18 protein-coding genes are annotated in these 17702 nt (G+C 40.6%); 6 read left to right on the forward strand and 12 right to left on the reverse strand.

All coding sequences use genetic code 11. From position 1 onward, the window contains the following. The first annotated feature begins 389 nt into the window (after window positions 1-389). Window positions 390-1160, forward strand: coding sequence for an outer membrane protein OmpK (locus EV695_RS09445; RefSeq protein ID WP_131905674.1), 771 nt, complete (start codon window positions 390-392; stop codon window positions 1158-1160). A gap of 179 nt (window positions 1161-1339) precedes the next feature. Here EV695_RS09445 and EV695_RS09450 read toward each other — a convergent pair whose 3' ends face one another. The 8 genes from EV695_RS09450 to EV695_RS09485 form a co-directional block, all read right to left on the reverse strand. Further along, the gene (locus EV695_RS09450) at window positions 1340-1834 is read right to left on the reverse strand and encodes an ureidoglycolate lyase (protein ID WP_131905675.1); all 495 of its coding nucleotides are present in this window, start codon (window positions 1832-1834) and stop codon (window positions 1340-1342) included. A 30-nt stretch (window positions 1835-1864) separates the two neighbouring features. Then, entirely contained in the window at window positions 1865-2866 is a 1002-nt protein-coding gene (alc, locus tag EV695_RS09455) for an allantoicase (protein WP_131905676.1), read from the reverse strand. Between the two features lie 84 nt (window positions 2867-2950). Beyond that, a complete protein-coding gene (gene puuE, locus EV695_RS09460) occupies window positions 2951-3856 on the reverse strand; it encodes an allantoinase PuuE (RefSeq protein ID WP_131905677.1) in 906 nt (301 codons plus the stop codon). Between the two features lies 1 nt (window position 3857). After that, the gene (locus tag EV695_RS09465; RefSeq protein WP_131905678.1) at window positions 3858-5033 is read right to left on the reverse strand and encodes a urate hydroxylase PuuD; all 1176 of its coding nucleotides are present in this window, start codon (window positions 5031-5033) and stop codon (window positions 3858-3860) included. Window positions 5034-5036: 3 nt separating this feature from the next. Beyond that, on the reverse strand, window positions 5037-5378 hold the full coding sequence (gene uraH, locus EV695_RS09470) for a hydroxyisourate hydrolase (RefSeq protein WP_131905679.1): 342 nt from the start codon (window positions 5376-5378) through the stop codon (window positions 5037-5039). Further along, window positions 5375-5920: a 2-oxo-4-hydroxy-4-carboxy-5-ureidoimidazoline decarboxylase gene (uraD, locus tag EV695_RS09475; RefSeq protein ID WP_131905680.1), complete on the reverse strand. Its 546-nt coding sequence runs from the start codon at window positions 5918-5920 to the stop codon at window positions 5375-5377. The genes uraH and uraD overlap by 4 nt, the downstream gene beginning before the upstream one ends. After that, window positions 5917-7284, reverse strand: a complete 1368-nt coding sequence (locus EV695_RS09480; RefSeq protein ID WP_131905681.1) for an 8-oxoguanine deaminase — start codon at window positions 7282-7284, stop codon at window positions 5917-5919. The genes uraD and EV695_RS09480 overlap by 4 nt, the downstream gene beginning before the upstream one ends. Before the next feature lie 167 nt (window positions 7285-7451). After that, on the reverse strand, window positions 7452-8855 hold the full coding sequence (locus EV695_RS09485; protein WP_131905682.1) for a uracil-xanthine permease family protein: 1404 nt from the start codon (window positions 8853-8855) through the stop codon (window positions 7452-7454). Between the two features lie 568 nt (window positions 8856-9423). Here EV695_RS09485 and EV695_RS09490 point away from each other — a divergent pair. Beyond that, window positions 9424-11493 (forward strand): choice-of-anchor F family protein, encoded by a 2070-nt coding sequence (locus tag EV695_RS09490; RefSeq protein ID WP_165874668.1) that lies wholly within the window; start codon window positions 9424-9426, stop codon window positions 11491-11493. A gap of 193 nt (window positions 11494-11686) precedes the next feature. Here the strand turns inward: EV695_RS09490 and EV695_RS09495 are convergent, their stop codons facing one another. Further along, on the reverse strand, window positions 11687-12274 hold the full coding sequence (locus EV695_RS09495; protein WP_131905684.1) for a phosphoribosyltransferase: 588 nt from the start codon (window positions 12272-12274) through the stop codon (window positions 11687-11689). A gap of 46 nt (window positions 12275-12320) precedes the next feature. Between EV695_RS09495 and EV695_RS09500 the strand changes: the two genes are divergently transcribed. Further along, window positions 12321-12887 (forward strand): phosphoribosyltransferase, encoded by a 567-nt coding sequence (locus EV695_RS09500; RefSeq protein ID WP_243651549.1) that lies wholly within the window; start codon window positions 12321-12323, stop codon window positions 12885-12887. 73 nt (window positions 12888-12960) lie between these two features. On the opposite strand, the gene EV695_RS09505 is transcribed toward EV695_RS09500, so the two are convergent. Both EV695_RS09505 and EV695_RS09510 read right to left on the reverse strand, forming a co-directional pair. Next, window positions 12961-13602, reverse strand: a complete 642-nt coding sequence (locus EV695_RS09505) for a flavin reductase family protein (RefSeq protein ID WP_131905685.1) — start codon at window positions 13600-13602, stop codon at window positions 12961-12963. A 41-nt stretch (window positions 13603-13643) separates the two neighbouring features. Then, window positions 13644-13910: a TIGR03643 family protein gene (locus tag EV695_RS09510; protein WP_131905686.1), complete on the reverse strand. Its 267-nt coding sequence runs from the start codon at window positions 13908-13910 to the stop codon at window positions 13644-13646. Between the two features lie 120 nt (window positions 13911-14030). Here EV695_RS09510 and EV695_RS09515 point away from each other — a divergent pair, with 120 nt between their 5' ends. From EV695_RS09515 to rsgA, 3 genes are read left to right on the forward strand one after another with little or no spacing between them, the layout of a single operon-like run. After that, a complete protein-coding gene (locus EV695_RS09515; protein WP_131905687.1) occupies window positions 14031-14204 on the forward strand; it encodes a DUF2256 domain-containing protein in 174 nt (57 codons plus the stop codon). Continuing rightward, window positions 14204-15736 (forward strand): cryptochrome/photolyase family protein, encoded by a 1533-nt coding sequence (locus EV695_RS09520; RefSeq protein ID WP_131905688.1) that lies wholly within the window; start codon window positions 14204-14206, stop codon window positions 15734-15736. Before EV695_RS09515 ends, EV695_RS09520 begins: the two co-directional genes overlap by 1 nt. Before the next feature lie 14 nt (window positions 15737-15750). Continuing rightward, window positions 15751-16815 carry a ribosome small subunit-dependent GTPase A gene (gene rsgA / locus EV695_RS09525; RefSeq protein WP_131905689.1) on the forward strand — a complete coding sequence of 355 codons (1065 nt, stop codon included), beginning with the start codon at window positions 15751-15753 and terminating at the stop codon, window positions 16813-16815. Window positions 16816-16917: 102 nt separating this feature from the next. On the opposite strand, the gene EV695_RS09530 is transcribed toward rsgA, so the two are convergent. Then, a complete protein-coding gene (locus EV695_RS09530; RefSeq protein WP_131905690.1) occupies window positions 16918-17580 on the reverse strand; it encodes a peroxiredoxin in 663 nt (220 codons plus the stop codon). Window positions 17581-17702 lie beyond the last annotated feature (122 nt).

The following is a 17702-nucleotide window of genomic DNA, read 5'->3' on the forward strand; positions in this document are numbered from 1 at the left end:
ATTTTCCCAATAAGTAATTGAGCAAGATTCATGCCAGTTACACCATCCTCATTTTGCCTTAATTTAGCAAGCTTATTGATAACCAGACTCTAGAGAGGTCCAGCTAACAACAATACATTACCCCAGAATAGTGCAAACACATATATGTATACACCCAGAACAGTGCATGAATTAGCAATTAGAATTTATCTCGATTTGAACAAACACCTCAGCCAGAGCCCTACTATAGTCCTACTAAAGCCCTCCTATACAAATATTGTGCACCCGCAGCATTTGGCATAGTACTTGCTGACTTTATTTATTGATTGGTCAACAACTTTTCCAATTTTATTTTTTTACTCAAGTTTTTACTCAATGATTCATATCGTCATCTATCAGGAGAATATGCAATGCCTTTAAATCTCTCATCACAAAAACTATCTACAACACTTAAATCTAGTTTAACTAAAGTAGCCGCCATAGCCAGTATATGTCTGGCCTCTACATTTTCCACTCATGCGGCTGATTGGAGTTCCACCAATGTACAACTGCTAAATGGCAGTGGTTATGAGCTTGGCGATAAAAATCGTACAATTTTTACGTTTGAAAATGCACTCGGCTGGAAATATGGCGATAGCTTTTTATTCATCGACGTGACTGAACCTTTTAGCGAAGGAACGAGTTATTACAGTGAGTTTTCACCTCGATTTTCTCTTGGGAAAATAACGGGTAAAGATATGTCCTTTGGCATTGTCAAAGACGTGATGGTATCTACGACACTGGAAATGGGACAAGGCACGCGTGGTTACTTAGTAGGTGTAGGTTTACCTCTAGATATTTCGGGCTTTGCATTTGCTAATGTGAATTTATATGCACGCCAAAGTGACCGCGATTTTGCTGCTGATGACACTGATCTAGGTGGACAGGTCACACTGACCTGGAATCGTCCGTTTACATTAGGTTCTACAAAGTGGAATTTTGAAGGATTTCTCGATTATGCGTTTGCTGAAAAAGGAGGCAGTGCGCCGAAAGAAGACAATATCGTTGCAGCACCACGCTTAATGCTGAATCTCGGAAAATCTTTACAAGTGGGTATCGAGCAACAAATATGGAGAAATAAATTCGGCGTTAAAAATGTGGACGAAGATGTCACACAAGCAATGGTAAAATTCACGTTCTAAGTCTGTCATATCAAAGTAAACAGTATCTGCTTATTATTTATAACTAGAAACTAATGTCGTTATAAATTCCTCTTTCAAAGGGGAATTTATAACTAAAGCAAATCATAATTAGATCAAAAAGAATGAAAAACAAAGAATGCAGATTATAAGTCACCCCCCACCTTTGGGGCACTTTTTTACTAAAGCTTCAACACAACCTTAGTATCCAGCTCCGTTTCAACACAATTATCATCATCAGCTATATGATCAACGACGATAAAATCACTGTCTTCTTGAAGTGGTATTAAATAATGATGCCATGCGCCTTTACGATAATTCACGCCTTGCCTGCCATTACTGATAAATAATTCGAGCTTATCGATATCCAGTTTTTCAGCGGGCGGAGCAACCAGTATCAGAAACGGAATATTGCCCAAGGGATGAAACAACTGACTACCAAATGGATGATATTCCATCATCGTGGCTTCAAACGGTAATTTAACGGCCTTTGATTTGACCAGACTAATACAAGTGTTACCGCCGTTATCATTAACATCTATATCTGCAAGATCGTAATAACGGGTGGCCATATCATAATTCATGGAAAACGTTTTACTGGCGCTCTCAATATCGACGACATCTCCAAATGCTGAAAATGCTTGTGCGGTTAACGGTTTAGCGGTTAATTCGATCATATTTTTTGACTTCCTATTTCTCGCAGTTACCTATTCATTGCAGTTGCCAATGGTTCCATAAAGCCTAAAGCGACTGACACCACCATCTGGATAGATATTCAGACGTACATGACTAACTGCACCTATATCATTAATCTGATCTATAAAATTATGCTCCATATCCATCTCTAGTTTTTGCTCAGTGAGAATTTCAGGCCAATTCTGGCTTTGCTCAATAAGTTCATCAGTGTTCATTGATGCATCAGTTAAACAAACTGCCTGTATGGAACAACGATCAGGATAGTTACCTTTGAAAAAGGCAGTATCAACAACCACTTTTTTAAGATGACCAGCATGACCTAATGCAATAATAACCCAGTCATGACCAGGTCCACGTCGACGCGACGTTTCCCAACCATCACCCATATTTTTACCTTTCCCAGGAAAGATAATATTATTCATAATGCCGAAGTGTTCGTCGCTACAGGCAATGGCTCTCCCACCATTTAGAGCCGCTGCTAAATCCATAACTTCACTAGGAATTACATCATCCCAGTTGCATTGTGGTCGTCCATACACTCTTAAACGTGCAACACCACCATCTGGATAGATATGTAACTTCACGTGGCTAACCACTTGTTTGCATTCTACTTTACACGCTTTAACGTCATTTTCATTGACTGGCGTTTTAGCAAGCAACGTCGTCCATTCAGTTTTTTCACTTGGGACACCTTCACAGTAACAATAATCTATTGAAACATCTGTCGGCTGATTGCCTCTAAAGTGAGAAGTATCGATAACAACACCATCGATATAACCGGGACGAGCTAGCCTAACGATACAATAGTCATGTCCTGGGGTTCTTTTTCTGCGTGATTCCCAGCCATCCATCCACTTGCCGTGATCATCGAACTTATCTTCAATAAATACAGGCTCTTTATCGTGTAATAAACGTTCTTTGGCAGCAAAAAAGTCATCCGTCGCATAAAGCGCGATCGCACCTAGATTAGCTGATGCAAGATTGATGAAGTCCTGTTTAAATTGTTTAATCATTTTTTTATGAATTCCAGAGATAAAGTAAAGTGTCTTTTGCTTTAAATGTAGCTTGTTTTTACTTAGTCTGTTCTAAAATAGCAGTTAAGCATTAACACTAAAATTTTCTTGCCAATGATTGGCGATATCTATTCGACGGGTTACCCAGACTTGTTCCTTACTTTGAATATAATCCAAAAAGCGAGCTAGCGCTGCAGCACGACCGGGACGTCCAACCAATCGACAATGCAGACCTATTGATAGCATTTTAGGTTGGGTTTCGCCCTCATCGTAAAGAAAATCGAAACTGTCTTTTAGATAACTGTAAAACTGGTCACCACTATTAAACCCTTGAGGCGTAGCAAAACGCATATCGTTAGAATCCAGCGTGTATGGAACGACAAGCTGTTCTTTTGAATATTGCTTATCCCAATAGGGTAAGTCATCGGCATAACTATCTGCGTGATAGACAAAATCAAATTCATCGGCGACCAGCTTGGCTGTATTTGGGCTAGCACGCCCCAGATAAAAGCCTAATGGTTTGGAGCCAGTAACCGCTTCATGAATTTGTATCGCTTTATGTAAATGCTCTCGCTCTAGTTCAATAGGAAGATGCTGGTAATCAATCCAGCGATAGCCATGACTGGCGATTTCCCAATCTGCTTTTAACATCGCTTCTACAGCTTCAGGATTACGTTCCAAAGCCATTGCAACCCCAAAAACGGTAACGGGTAAATCTCGATCGGTAAACATTCGATGTAAACGCCAAAAACCTACACGCGAACCATATTCGTATATAGATTCCATATTGGCATGCCGCATGCCTTGATAGGCCTCAGCACCGACAATTTCAGACAAAAAACGCTCAGAGGCATCATCACCATGCAGTATGCAATTCTCCCCGCCTTCTTCATAATTGATGACAAATTGAACGGCAATACGCGCCTTTTTTGGCCATTGGGGATGTGGTGGATTCGCTCCATAGCCAATCATGTCACGAGGATATTTCATGCTATTTCTCCAAAGACCGATACCAGAGACTAACCTTTTCGCGTTCCTCATCGGTCATTTGAGTGAGATTACCTAAGGGCATGATTTTTTGCATCACCTGAGTATTAACCTTATCCGCATTATTTTCAACATCAATGGGTTTATCGTAAGCCAACCCAGCGGGTGGTGCCGCAAAACCGGGCTGTGTCGGTTTAGCACTATGACAACTTGCACAACGCTGGGTGATTATCGGCATAATTTGCGCAGTTGTTACTTTATTCGCATCTTCAACTGCGGCTTGTTTAGCAGGCATTGTCGCCATCACAATCATAATAAATCCGAATAATGCCGTGGGTAACATCCATACCGCTTTATGCAAATGACGAATATTGTAGTAATGACGAACCAGAACACCCACCGCTGACACAGTAATGAGCACTAGCCAGTTATACTGATTACCATAAGTACTCGGGAAGTGATTGCTGATCATGATGAATAACACTGGCAAAGTTAGGTAATTATTATGTCGTGAACGTAATAAACCATTCGCGCCAAAACTCGGGTCTGGTATACGCCCTTCAGATAGCGCTTTCACCAGTTCTTTTTGAGAAGGAATGATCACAAAAAACACATTGGCTGCCATGATTGTGCCAATGGCTGCACCGACATGAATATAAGATGCTCTCGGGCTTAATATCAGGCTTAAAATAAATGCTAACACTCCAAGAAAAACAAAGATTAACGCACCTAATAATTTCGGGTTTTCTTTTAAAGATGATTTACACAGCTGATCATAAATTACCCAACTCACCACCAGACTTCCAATACCAATCAAAATAGAAAGGAAAGGTGATATATCAAGCACGGAAGGATCAATCATCATCGCTTGCGCATTGTAATAGTAAACAATACACATCAAGGTGATGCCACTGACCCAGGTCATATAGGCTTCCCATTTAAACCAATGCAATACCTCCGGGAGCTTATCAGGTCCATTTTCAAATTTTTTCAGGTGATAAAAACCACCTCCGTGAACGGCCCATAAGTTACCATCAATGCCTTTTTCTTGTAGCGCCTGTCGATTTAAATGATTTTCCAGCCAGTTAAAATAAAACGATGCACCTATCCATGCCACACCGACAATAAAGTGTATCCAGCGTACTAAAAGATTGAGCCATTCTGCGATATGAGCTTCCATGGATTAACTTCCTCTATATGTTGAATAGCCAAAAGGAGAGAGTAATAACGGAATGTGGTAATGCTCTCCGTCACCCGTTATATCGAAAACAATTTCAGCATAGGGATAAAAAGCGTCTATCTTCTGTTTTTGAAAATAGGCTTCTGTCACAAACAAGACTTTGTATCTGCCAGCATCCAGCTTGATTTCATCCGCCAATAAATTAGACACACGTCCATCACTATTCGTTATTCCTGCGCCCAGTAACTGCCATTCATCATTGACTAATTGAGATAAGGTTAAATCAATTCCCTCTGCGGGCTTCCCAACCGCCGTATCTAAAACATGGGTAGTTATTTGGCTCATGCTTTTTCCTCTAGTAATTTAAGTAATCTAATCTGGGTTATTTTGCGTTGTTCTTCAGCTGCATTTTCAAGTTCTTGTTTTCTATTATTGGGTAAGCGTTTTAGTAAAAGTTCCAGCATTTCTTCCGCACTTTTACCGGTGGCACACACTATAAAAATGAAGCCGAATTTTTCTTTGTAATCCTGGTTTCCCTGAGTCAATAACTCCAATGTATTCTCATTGGCTGTATTAACGCCAGACTGCTCATGCCCTGCCAGCTTTTCTGTATTGCGATATTTTTCTCTAAGCGTAGACACATCACCGATTTCAGGATGCCCTTCAAAAGCTTCCAGATAATCTTCTTCAGTAGAGAGTTCCCAATGTTGATCGGCTGTTGCTAACAAGGATTGAGAATCTGAAAAAGGACGACTCTGTTCCATTCGCATGCACCACTTCTGACTGGTATTGCATTGCATAAATAGATCAAGAGCCTGTTCTTTAGAAAGCTGATTAATGAAACTACACCCCCCTACTTTCAGGCCTTTTTTTGTTGATGAACTCATTGTGCCAACACCTTTGCCGCTTTAGTATGTTCTGCCATCAATTCAGCAAGATCAAGATCAACAACCTCACCATCTTTAACTTTCCATTCACCCGCAACCATAACGCGATCTGCTGCGTGAGCGCCACACAATAACAATGCAGCCAGTGGATCACCCGCACCAGAAAAACGGATTTCATCCAATTTAAAGAATGCTAGATCAGCTTGCTTGCCGACGGCTATTTCACCAATATCATCACGTCCCAGACATTGTGCAGAACCTTTCGTAACCCAGCGTAATGCATCAAAATGAGTCACCCCTGCAGAACCATAATGCAGACGTTGTAATAGCATCGCTTGTCGCACTTCTTGAATCAGATTAGAACAATCACTGGATGCTGAACCATCAACACCTAAACCCACCGGACATCCTGCTTTTTCTAAATCCAGGGTACGACATTGTCCCGAGCCCAATACCATATTAGAGCTTGGGCAGTGGGTCACGCCCACCTTTGCTTTTCCTAAACGAGTGATTTCTTCATCGTTAAAATGGATCCCATGTGCTAGCCACACATCATCCGACATCCAGCCAACACGTTCGAGATAATCAACAGGTCGCACGCCAAAAATTTTCATACAGAAATCATTTTCATCATGGGTTTCTGCAAGATGTGTATGTAAACGTACCTTTTTCTCACGCGCTAATATTGCACTTTGTTTCATTAAATCTTCGGTCACACTAAACGGTGAGCACGGTGCTAGTGCAACCTGCATCATCGAGCCTTCACTGGCATCGTGGTATTGGCCAATAACCCGATCGCAGTCAGCAAGAATCGCATCTTCCGTTTGAATAGTATTACGGGGAGGCAAGCCACCCTCATCTTCACCTAGGCTCATAGAGCCTCGTGTCAAGGTTGCTCGAATACCCACCGTGTTAATTGCATCAACTTGAACATCCAGCGCTTCTCTAGCCGCTTCAGGAAAAATGTAATGATGATCCGCCGCTGTGGTACAACCCGATAACAATAATTCAACACTGGCAAGTCGGGTAGATACATGAATCATCTCTTCATTCAAACCAGCCCAAACAGGGTAAAGGCTTTTTAACCAGGGAAATAATTCCTTATTTAGAGCATCTGGAAATGCACGCGTCAGTGTTTGATAGAAATGGTGATGAGTATTGATTAATCCGGGTAAAACAACATGCTCTGATGCATCAAATATTTGTTCAACTTGTACTGAGGGTTTTTCATCCAGAGAGAGTATTTCAAGGATTGCATTGTCTTTTATAACAATGCCTCTAGCATACTCGTTCTTATCGCTATTTTTACCGTGTCCGGAACCACCAACAAAAATTGCAAGCGGGTTCTTTATCCAAATATTCATTAATTGAGTCTGAATTGCCTCGTTTTAATTAACTAGTACGTTTAAGTAAGCATGGCGAAATGCAAATTTTATATGCCTAACGCCAGGCTTTTTCAATCAGAACTTTATGTAAAGAACTCTATTCTAAGAAAATTACTAAAAGTACATTTTTCATAGAGCTAGACCTATCAGTTAGTTGCTAATTGTTCTTTAGTTTCTTTCTCAAGTTCAGGCACAGATAGAGACTTAGACTCAGGTTGAGGCAGAATCAAATTCAAAATAATAGCCGATAAACCACCCATTGTGACTGCACTACCAAAAATATTTTGAGCGACTTTTGGCAATTGGGCGATTGCCTCAGGAACCATCATGACCCCCAAACCAAGACCAAATGAAACCGCTATGACTAACATATTACGACGATTTAATTCCACTTGCTTCAATATCTTTACGCCTGCCGCTGCAACGGTAGCGAACATAATTAATGTCGCACCACCCAGTACGGGTTTTGGCATATTTTGTAGTACTCCACCAATAATGGGGAAGAAGCCTAAAATAATTAAGATAACAGCTATAAAATAAGCCACGTGACGACTAGCCACCCCAGTTAATTGAATCACGCCATTATTCTGACTGAATGTAGTATTAGGGAATGTATTAAATGTTGCTGCAATTAAAGAGTTCACTCCATCTGCTAGTACACCGCCCTTGACACGATCGCGATATTTTTTACCATCTATCTCCTGTCCTGAAATCACACAGTTTGCGGTGATATCACCGGTAGTTTCAATTGCTGTAATAATATAAATAAGTGCTATTGGTAAAAAAGCAGCTAAGTCAAATGAGAATCCGAACTTAAACGGAACGGGAATACTAACTGCTGGCAAAGCAGCAAGGTTACTAAAATCTATTTTTCCCATCATGATTGCTATGATAAAACCGACAACAAGACCTATCGCAATAGATGAAATTCTTAACCACTGATTTTTCATTTGATTCATAACAATCACAACAAGTAATACCGTGATGCCAAGCATCATGTTCTCGATACTGCCCAAATCTTTGGCTTTAAATCCCCCCGCCAAATCAGTCATACCCACTTTAATCAAACTCAAACCAATCACAGTGATTACTATGCCTGTTACCAGTGGTGTAACCACATTCTTTAATTTACCAATAATCTGGCTGAGAAATATTTCAATAAATGCACCAAAAAAACAAACCGTAAAAATCAGTGAAAGAATTTCATCAGGTCCTCCGCCTTTCGCTTTAGCGATAAATCCTGCTGCCAGTATTGAACTGAGAAAAGCAAAACTTGTTCCTTGCACACATAACATACCTGCACCAACTCCGAGCATTCGACGTGCTTGAATAAACGTCGCTGCACCAGAAACGATCAATGCCATACTAATCAAATAAGGTATGTGAGATCCTAAACCTAGCACACCACCAATAACCAGAGTCGGTGTAATAATTCCCACAAAACTCGCTAGCACATGCTGTATCGCAGCAAATGTTGATTCGGTAAAGCCTGGGGTGTCTTCTAATGTGTAAATCAGGTCCGTCTGCGGCTCGCTCTTATACTCTGCCATAATATTCTCCATGAACTTAGATCAATTGAAAAAGTCACTGCAGTAATAAACAAAGCAAATTTAGTGCCAGTATCGGTAAAATAATATGAGAACAGGTTTCTATCATCTAAATTCTGAATAATGATAGATTGTAAATATATGATAGAAATCACATAAGATTTTGTAAAAAAATAAAAATATGTTGTTATAAATATGGAAAGTGAATTTATTTTTACAACAAGAAGGCTTACAACAAATGATACCAATAAAAGAATTCAACAGTAGCACTTTTCACGTAACTCATTAAATTATTTAAAATAAATACATAAGAAAACGCTTATTAACAGGAGATATATCAAGTTACGCAACAAATTCTTACTTATAAATTCAATTATTAACAATTATCAACTTTAAAAATCTAACCTTATTTTATATTGAGCATAAGAGTTATTTGTAAAGGCGAGGAATTTTAAACACAAATCACCATTCCCCCATCACATAAAATTTTAGTCTTAAGCAGATAGCGCACTTTGAAATGACTCCACGAGGAGTGGATCTTTCAGTCTATTTTCAATCAAGGAGAGTTGATATGTCAGTACAAACATTTAGAAAAACCCCGATCGCTTTAGCAATAACGACAGCCGTTACAATGCTTATTGCTACGAATCTACAAGCAGGGCAAATTGTTACCGACGCACCAGAAGGTGAAGCGTTAAAAACCGCTGTTAATACACCAAACCAGCAATTTGGCTTTGGTGGATGGGATTTGAGCAATATTAGTGTAAATATAGTAAGCGTAGAGGATTTCGCTACTGTAACAGGGTCTTATAATCCTGCCGATGGAAGTTATACCAGTATGGTATTAGGTGATTCTTTTGAGTCTGTTATCACCACTGGTGGTGAGGTTAGAGGACTGCTACACGGTAAAGATTGGCCTACTGGTGAACCATCAGGAATCAAAATCATAAATGGTGATTTGGAGACTAAACAAGGTAGACCAGAAAACTGCATAATGACAACATCTTACCTTGATAATGGTGGACCAACTCTTTGTTCTAGCCCTTTTCAAAGCCACAAACGTTTTAAAATTAATTTACAGCCAACTACAGTAGCTGGTGTTGAAGCGGGATTAGGATCACCCGTAGAAATATCATTTAATCTAAAAGAAGGTGATACCAGTACACAACGCTACCAAGTCTTACAAAAAATTAATAACTACACAGGTAAACGTCTTAATGGATATAGCATTGAAGTGTTCGATGCCGAAGGTCTTCCAAATCCAGAATTGACAGTATCCATAGGTTTAGGTGAAAACCCAAGCAATGGTGATGAACCAGCCACAGATATCTGGGATATCGAATCAAGAGCTAACTTCTCTCATGGGTTATGGGGACCAATAGATCAACATTTTGACTCTAATGGCTTTTTTGATAGCACTCGAGTTTATTACACGCCAGCGGTGGGTTCTAACAGCATCTCTTATGCGGGTCCAATGCTAGGCGGTAACTATCAGGAACTCTTTGGTAACTGGTTGCCTTCTATTTGGGAGCCAACAGGGGTATTTCATGATGATGACTTTAACCCACTTACTGATGCAACACTCAAAGCTTTTTGGGGCGATCCTCTAAAAACTGGAACAAATGCATGGCATAAAGGCAATGAAGATAACTGGGAAATTGCGACCGAGGAAGATCTACTTACTTGGTCAGGCGATTGGTATGCACAAGGTCCGGTTGAAGATGTTTTGAATCTGGGCGTAAACTACATCGTTAACGTCGGTGATAACACCGCCATTGGTAATAAATTCACCATTCGTATTACCCCAAGTGTTGATTCAGATCAGGTCGAACCCGCTTATGTGGCGGATGTTGCACCAGAGCCAGGATATGACGAAAGTGAAGGTATCGTGGTTGTTGATATAACACCGATCCCTGAAGACGAGCCAGATTCTGAAGAAGTGACTGATGATGAGACTGTTGTCGAGGATGATACAGCTGCTGAAGATGATGCTGTTGTCGAAGACGATACTATTGTTGAAGATGACGTTGTAGCCGAAGACGATACCGTTGTTGAAGATGACGTTGTAGCCGAAGACGATACCGTTGTTGAAGATGACGTTGTAGCCGAAGACGATACAGTTGTTGAAGATGATACTGTTGTCGAGGAACCTGCTGTTGCAGCTAGACCAGAAGAAGAGCTTGTTCTTGAAGGTTCAGCACTTATCACAGTAGGTGTTGCCGACAATGACCTCAATACTGACCCACTTGCAAGAGAAACGGTTGAAATTGCAGTAACCAGTGATCATGGTGAGACAGAAATGTTGACCCTAACTGAAACCGATATCAATACATCTAGATTTATCGGTTACTTAAATGCTCATGCTTCAAACGAAGCAACTGTAGATAATGATGGTAAGTTGAATCTTAATAAGCACACTAACTTGAAAGCGACTTATGTCGATAATAAATACGGTGAGCAAACAACGCCTGAAACCGTTGAAACGGAGCTAGCGATTGAAGTTGCTGAGTTACCTGCAGAAACAGAAACTAGCAGCAGTGGTGGCGGTAGCTTCAACACTTTCTTAATAATGCTATTAGGTACTCTTGGAATTCGCGGATTATTCGCACGCAGAAAACTTAGAGCTAACAATACCAAGTAATAGTATTTAACTTAAGAAACCGAATAAACCGGAGGGTAAACAGTCAGATCATTTGGTTGTTTGCGCTTCGGTTTTTTCGTTTTGATTTTTGTTCTGTCTTTTCGTTTAGCCGCTTTAGATTAAATGCCACCCCCCACCTTTGGGGCACTTTTTTTAAATGTCTAAATTCGCTATCGGAAATAGTTATCGGGAATTAACTATCAGGAATTAGTTCGGGCTTCAAATAAGGCACTAAAAAGGGTTTGTGTTGCTTGATTTCATCCAGGGTCAACCCAGTCATTTCATACGGGAACACCAACCAGTCTTCAGTCTGGTGCAAAACAAAATCGGGCTTGGTATCAACCGCATTGTATGAAGATCGTTGATACAGCGTAGCTACTTTCACCTGTTTCGGCATATTGCGTCTTAAACGATGCTGGAGTTTCTGGATAACCGCTTCAATGTTTTTACCTGTACTAAACACATCATCCACAATCAACAATGAATCACCCTGATTCAAATTATCAACCAAATACTTGGTGCCATGCACTCGAATATCACTTACAGGCAAATTAGCCATTTCGTGATAATACGGTTGACCGCGGTAAGAGGTCCGCAAGGAAATATGATTGGTTTCAACACCCAGTGTTTGCAAACATTCCTGCACGTAAATACCGACAGAACTTCCGCCGCGCCATAGGCCAACGATAAAGGTTGGTTTAAAACCAGACTCAAAAATCTGCACACCAAGTTTGAAGGAGTCTTGTATTAATTCTTGTTCTTCCAGGAATGTCTTTTTCATAGTTTTAATATACTCTTTAAACTAGCCTTGTTAAAGTTGAATGATCATGGAAAAAGTCTACCTTACAGCACAAGATTTACTAGAAGATTCGTTTAAACTCGCCCATAAAATTCTGGAGTCGGGTTTTAAACCGACATTCATTATTGCAGTATGGCGTGGTGGCGCGCCGATAGGCATCGCTGTGCAGGAATATCTGCATTTTCACGGCATCCATGCTGACAATATTGCGATTCGCACCTCATCCTATTCCGGCATTGATAATCAACAACGCAAAGTGAAAGTGCTCGGTCTCGATTACCTCATAAAAAACATTCAGAACCACGACAAATTATTGATTGTGGATGATGTGTTTGACACGGGCCGATCAGTGCAAGCAATTATCAATCGACTTCAGAAATCAGCGCGTAGAAATACCCCAGAAGATATCCGCATCGCCGTGCCCTATTACAAACCCAGCAGAAACCAAACGGATATCAACCCCGATTTCGTCGTCCATGAAACCGCAGACTGGTTGAAATACCCGCATTCCATGGAGGGACTGACTAATGAAGAAATGGCAGAGAAACGCCCTGAGATTTACGCCATCCTGAAAGATCATTTGCCAAAAAGTTAAGAGATAGCATTCTAGGTCACCCCCCTACTTTTAGCGTGTTTTTTTGTTTCAGAAATCAATCAAGCAAATTTGATTAGCCTTCTCTATCCAAAAAAGAAAGATCACGATCGGTCTTGGCATAACTGAGATGCCCAAGTAATTGCGTACTGTGATAGGTATCCAGACTGCTTACTGCAACCGTATTGGCTTTTTCCAGCGAGATAAACCCATCTTCGCTAACCAATTCGTCCGGAACTTCAATGCTGATAATCTCACCGATTAAGAACTCTGTACCATTGATGGCTAAATGGTGTTTTTCTCGCAGTTTCATGCCTAACTTGATATGACTTTCTTTTACAAACGGCGCAGCAAATCCTTCTTCCCACTGTTCGTTCAAACCCACTTCGTTGAATTCAGAAATATCCTCAGGATAACGTGCCGACGTTTGATGCGCTTGTTGATAGATATCGGTATTTACGTGATTCAAGGTATACACACCAGTGTTGATAATGTTTTCCAAAGTGCCGCGCGGCACACTGTGAGGTCGCATAACCATTCCCAGTAACGCAGGGTTTGCACCCAAGTGAACTACGGATGAAACGATCGCCAGATTGCTCTGTTTCTCATCGTTAGCTGTACCGACCAGATTCGCACTTTTAAACCCTGATAATGAATTGATAAAAAGTACGCGTTCGCTATCATCTTTCGCTTCGATCTGTTCTTTGTTTAATTTCATATTTGGTGGTTTGTAATTCGTTTTAGTAATAGATAGTTTGTTTAACGAAGACGCTGTGTCGGACAAACAAAACGACCAACCGTAAATCCCCGTTGTGTCAGATGTTTGGTTTTGCGACCACTGACCCGTTTGCGCCACATTTTAAAGCTGGATGCTTTCATCTGTTTGCGCATCAACGCTATGACCTGTTTTTCTGCCAAACCATATTCAGTTTCAATCGCTTCGAAAGGCGTTCTATCTTCCCACGCCATTTCTATGATTCGACTCACATCGGCTTCTTCAAAACTTTTGGATTTACTGCTTTTCATAATAAATAAACATTCGTAGATATAGATTCAAAGGCATTGTTAAAACAAAACACAAATACTAACACATTTATTATACAATACTTATATTTTACCGATACAATAATTCTTGGACTCCCAAATATGACGCATAAAAAGATCAATCTGGCTGAGAAGCAATGTCCGGTTTGCGAGAAACCATTTAGCTGGCGCAAGAAGTGGCAGCGTTGTTGGGACGAGGTTAAATACTGTTCTGAACGATGCAGACGAAACCGCAACAGTGTTGTTAATGTTGATAATCAAACAAGGAAAAGTTAATGCGCAGACTCTATGTCATTCTTGGTGATCAACTCGATCATAAGTCCTTAATCTTCGATGATGTCGATAAACAACAGGATTGCTTCTGGATGGCGGAAGTCAAAGAAGAAGCCACGCACGTTTGGTCACATAAACAACGCATCGCCCTATTCTTATCTGCGATGCGGCATTTTGCAGAATCGCTAAAACAACGTGATTTACCGTTGCACTACTTAACGCTCAACGATCATGATTACTCATCACTGGCTGATGCCTTAGGTGCAACGATTAAGGAACATAATCCAGAATCTATATGGCTGGTCAGACCTGGTGATTACCGCGTGTTTAAATCCATCGCCGAAGCCTGTGAAGCACGAGGAGTCGAGCTAAAACAACTGCACGATCAACATTTCCTCTCAACCCCTTCTGAATTTAAACAATGGGCCAATGGCAAGAAACAACTGCGTCTGGAATACTGGTATCGAGAACTTCGCAAGAAATACCACATTCTTATGGAGGACGATAAACACCCTCTGGGTGGAAAATGGAATTACGATCAATCCAATCGCAAATCATTCAACAAGGATGGCCCGCAAAATATCCCGAAAACGATTGACTGGGAAGCGGATGAAATCACCACGGAAGTAATCACACTGGTTAACAACAATTACCCAGATCATCCCGGTGAGTTAGAACAACTAGAATGGCCAGTAACCCCAGAACAGGCACAACAAGCGCTAGATCGCTTTCTCGATGAGTGCCTGCAAAATTTTGGTGATTACCAGGACGCGATGTGGACCGATGAGCCCTTTCTCAATCACTCGTTAATTTCATCTTCGCTGAATTTAAAACTTTTGCACCCATTAGACGTGATTAACGCTGCGGAAACATACCACCGCGAAAAAGGTGCACCTCTCGCTGCGGTAGAAGGTTTTATTCGACAGATTCTAGGTTGGCGTGAATACGTGCGCGGTTTATATTGGTTGAATATGCCCGACTGGCTGGAAATGAACGGACTGCAAGCTAGTAACGATCTGCCCGATTTTTACTGGACGGGCGAAACCGATATGAATTGCCTGCATCAGAGCATAAAGCAAACGCTTAAATATGGTTATGCGCATCACATTCAGCGCTTGATGGTTACGGGATTATTCTCATTGATTTACGGCGTTAAACCCAAACAGATTCACGAATGGTATCTGGCAGTTTATGTCGATGCCGTCGAATGGGTAGAACTACCCAATACCCTTGGCATGAGTCAGTACGTAGACAACGGCATTATGGCATCCAAACCCTATGCGGCCAGCGGAAACTACATCAATAAAATGAGTAACTACTGTAAAGATTGTCGATATAAACCCAACGAGGCTATAGGTGATAATGCCTGCCCTTTTACTACCTTATTCTGGGATTTTCTGGATAAGCACGAATCTGACTTTGCTAATAATCCTCGCATGGGTTTTATGTTGAAAAATCTACGCCGTAAAAGTGATGAGGATCTCGAACAAATAAAAAAACAAGCTGCTGCATTTAGGGAAAACACAAATAAATAAATTATAATGACCCGATGGATACCTTAAAAGAAATTGGCCTGAGTGACTGGTTTCAAAGTCACATTGATCAAAACAAACTAGCTACACATGAACTAGCACGGATTGTTGCAGTTCACAAAGATAGCTTCATGATTAGTAATGGCAAACAGGACGTGTTTGCCGAGCTTTCTGGAAATCTTCATTACAGTGTGGAATCAGCTACCGATCTACCAACCGTTGGTGATTGGGTTTATGCTGATTTTTACGATGATGATACGCATGCAATTATTCATGGCTTTGTCCCCAGAAAAACCTTATTAAAAAGAAAAACAGCCGGAAAGCTGGTTGAGTTTCAATTAATTGCTGCGAATATTGATACTGCATTTATTGTTCAATCTGCCAATGAAAATTTTAATCTGAGTCGTCTAGAACGTTATTTGGTGATGATTAATCAAAGCGGAATTACACCCGTTATTCTATTAAGTAAAAGTGACCTACTCCCTCAATCCGAAATTGAAGAATTAACGACCAGCATATTGACCACCTACCCTGAAATCACGGTAATTGCATTTAGTAATGAGACCAGAGAAAACCTGGATAAAGTCCGGGATTTATTAATCTCAGGTTCTACTTATTGCCTGCTAGGCTCTTCGGGTGTGGGAAAAACTACGCTACTAAATAGCATCCTCGGTAGTACTAAATTAGAAACCCAAACCGTTAGTAAAAAACAAAGTAAAGGCAGACATACAACTACCAGCCGCGAACTGTTGCAACTAGAAAATGGCGCTATGATTATTGATACTCCCGGCATGAGGGAACTCGGCAATATGTCAGTAGATAGCGGTATTGACGAAACATTCTCTGAAATTATTGAGCTAATGCAACACTGTAAATTTAGCAACTGTTCTCACACCAAAGAAAAAGGCTGCGCCATTTTATCTGCGTTAGCCACTGATGAACTGTCTGAACAACGCTATAAAAACTATCAGAAAATGAAAAGCGAATCAGCGTTCAATGACATGTCCTATTCCGATAAAAGAAAGAAGGATAAAGACTTTGGCAAGATGATTAAAACCACCTTGAAGAACAAAAAGCGATGATATTGATGATAATATAATGATGAGTAGATTCAATAATCTATCACCAAAAATAACAAAGCCCGAACAGTAGTTCGGGCTTTGGTTGAATCTAATAACTATTGTTTAAAGTTCTTTCTTACAGAAGTACCAATCCGTACATTCATAACCTTCAGTCATACGTGCTTCGGCAGCTGCTGCATCCTGTGGTGGAGGTACGATAACCTTATCACCTGGTTGCCATCCTTCTGGCGTTGCGATTTGGTTTTCGTCAGACGCTTTAAGCGCTCTAATCACTCGCAAGAACTCAGGAATTGAACGGCCATTTGTCATTGGGTAGTAAACCATCGCACGTAAGATTCCATCAGGATCAATAATGAAAGTTGCTCTTACCGCTGACGTATCCGCAGCACCCGGGTGAATCATTCCGTAAGCTTTCGCCACATTCATTGAAAGATCTTCGATGATAGGGAAGTTGATGTCTACACCAAATTTCTCCTTAATATTACGTACCCATGCAACATGGCTGTAATAGCTATCGATAGACAAACCGAGTAAGTCTGCACCTTCTGCCAAGAACTCTTCGTGGTGATTCGCAAAAGCCATGAATTCAGTGGTACAAACAGGTGTGAAATCAGCTGGGTGAGAGAATAATACTAACCAACGACCTTTGTAGTCAGAAAGCTTTTTAACACCGTGCGTAGTCTTTGCTTCAAAAGCAGGTGCAGGTTTATTCAATTGTGGGAATGTAACTACTTCTTCGTTAATTTTTTCGATTGTATTTTCCATGATATTTACCTTCTATTATTAGGTTTCAATATTTTTCAATTTACGTTTGTTTGAATGAAAATCCGTTTTATTCTGTTTAAACCAGATTTTCTGATTCCAGCTTGGTAGCTGTTAAAACCTAT

Origin of the sequence: Cocleimonas flava (assembly GCF_004339015.1) — a bacterium.
GTDB lineage: Bacteria > Pseudomonadota > Gammaproteobacteria > Thiotrichales > Thiotrichaceae > Cocleimonas > Cocleimonas flava.

Excerpts from the sequence above, each read along its gene's own strand:
- EV695_RS09520 (WP_131905688.1), top strand. The coding sequence starts at position 14,204 with ATGCGCAGACTCTATGTCATTCTTGGTGATCAACTCGATCATAAGTCC.
- alc (WP_131905676.1), bottom strand. The coding sequence starts at position 2,866 with ATGATTAAACAATTTAAACAGGACTTCATCAATCTTGCATCAGCTAAT.
- EV695_RS09495 (WP_131905684.1), bottom strand. The coding sequence starts at position 12,274 with ATGAAAAAGACATTCCTGGAAGAACAAGAATTAATACAAGACTCCTTC.
- EV695_RS09445 (WP_131905674.1), top strand. The coding sequence starts at position 390 with ATGCCTTTAAATCTCTCATCACAAAAACTATCTACAACACTTAAATCT.
- EV695_RS09530 (WP_131905690.1), bottom strand. The coding sequence starts at position 17,580 with ATGGAAAATACAATCGAAAAAATTAACGAAGAAGTAGTTACATTCCCA.
- EV695_RS09490 (WP_165874668.1), top strand. The coding sequence starts at position 9,424 with ATGTCAGTACAAACATTTAGAAAAACCCCGATCGCTTTAGCAATAACG.
- EV695_RS09510 (WP_131905686.1), bottom strand. The coding sequence starts at position 13,910 with ATGAAAAGCAGTAAATCCAAAAGTTTTGAAGAAGCCGATGTGAGTCGA.
- EV695_RS09485 (WP_131905682.1), bottom strand. The coding sequence starts at position 8,855 with ATGGCAGAGTATAAGAGCGAGCCGCAGACGGACCTGATTTACACATTA.
- uraH (WP_131905679.1), bottom strand. The coding sequence starts at position 5,378 with ATGAGCCAAATAACTACCCATGTTTTAGATACGGCGGTTGGGAAGCCC.
- puuE (WP_131905677.1), bottom strand. The coding sequence starts at position 3,856 with ATGAAATATCCTCGTGACATGATTGGCTATGGAGCGAATCCACCACAT.
- uraD (WP_131905680.1), bottom strand. The coding sequence starts at position 5,920 with ATGAGTTCATCAACAAAAAAAGGCCTGAAAGTAGGGGGGTGTAGTTTC.
- EV695_RS09480 (WP_131905681.1), bottom strand. The coding sequence starts at position 7,284 with ATGAATATTTGGATAAAGAACCCGCTTGCAATTTTTGTTGGTGGTTCC.
- EV695_RS09450 (WP_131905675.1), bottom strand. The coding sequence starts at position 1,834 with ATGATCGAATTAACCGCTAAACCGTTAACCGCACAAGCATTTTCAGCA.
- EV695_RS09500 (WP_243651549.1), top strand. The coding sequence starts at position 12,321 with ATGGAAAAAGTCTACCTTACAGCACAAGATTTACTAGAAGATTCGTTT.
- EV695_RS09505 (WP_131905685.1), bottom strand. The coding sequence starts at position 13,602 with ATGAAATTAAACAAAGAACAGATCGAAGCGAAAGATGATAGCGAACGC.
- rsgA (WP_131905689.1), top strand. The coding sequence starts at position 15,751 with ATGGATACCTTAAAAGAAATTGGCCTGAGTGACTGGTTTCAAAGTCAC.
- EV695_RS09465 (WP_131905678.1), bottom strand. The coding sequence starts at position 5,033 with ATGGAAGCTCATATCGCAGAATGGCTCAATCTTTTAGTACGCTGGATA.
- EV695_RS09515 (WP_131905687.1), top strand. The coding sequence starts at position 14,031 with ATGACGCATAAAAAGATCAATCTGGCTGAGAAGCAATGTCCGGTTTGC.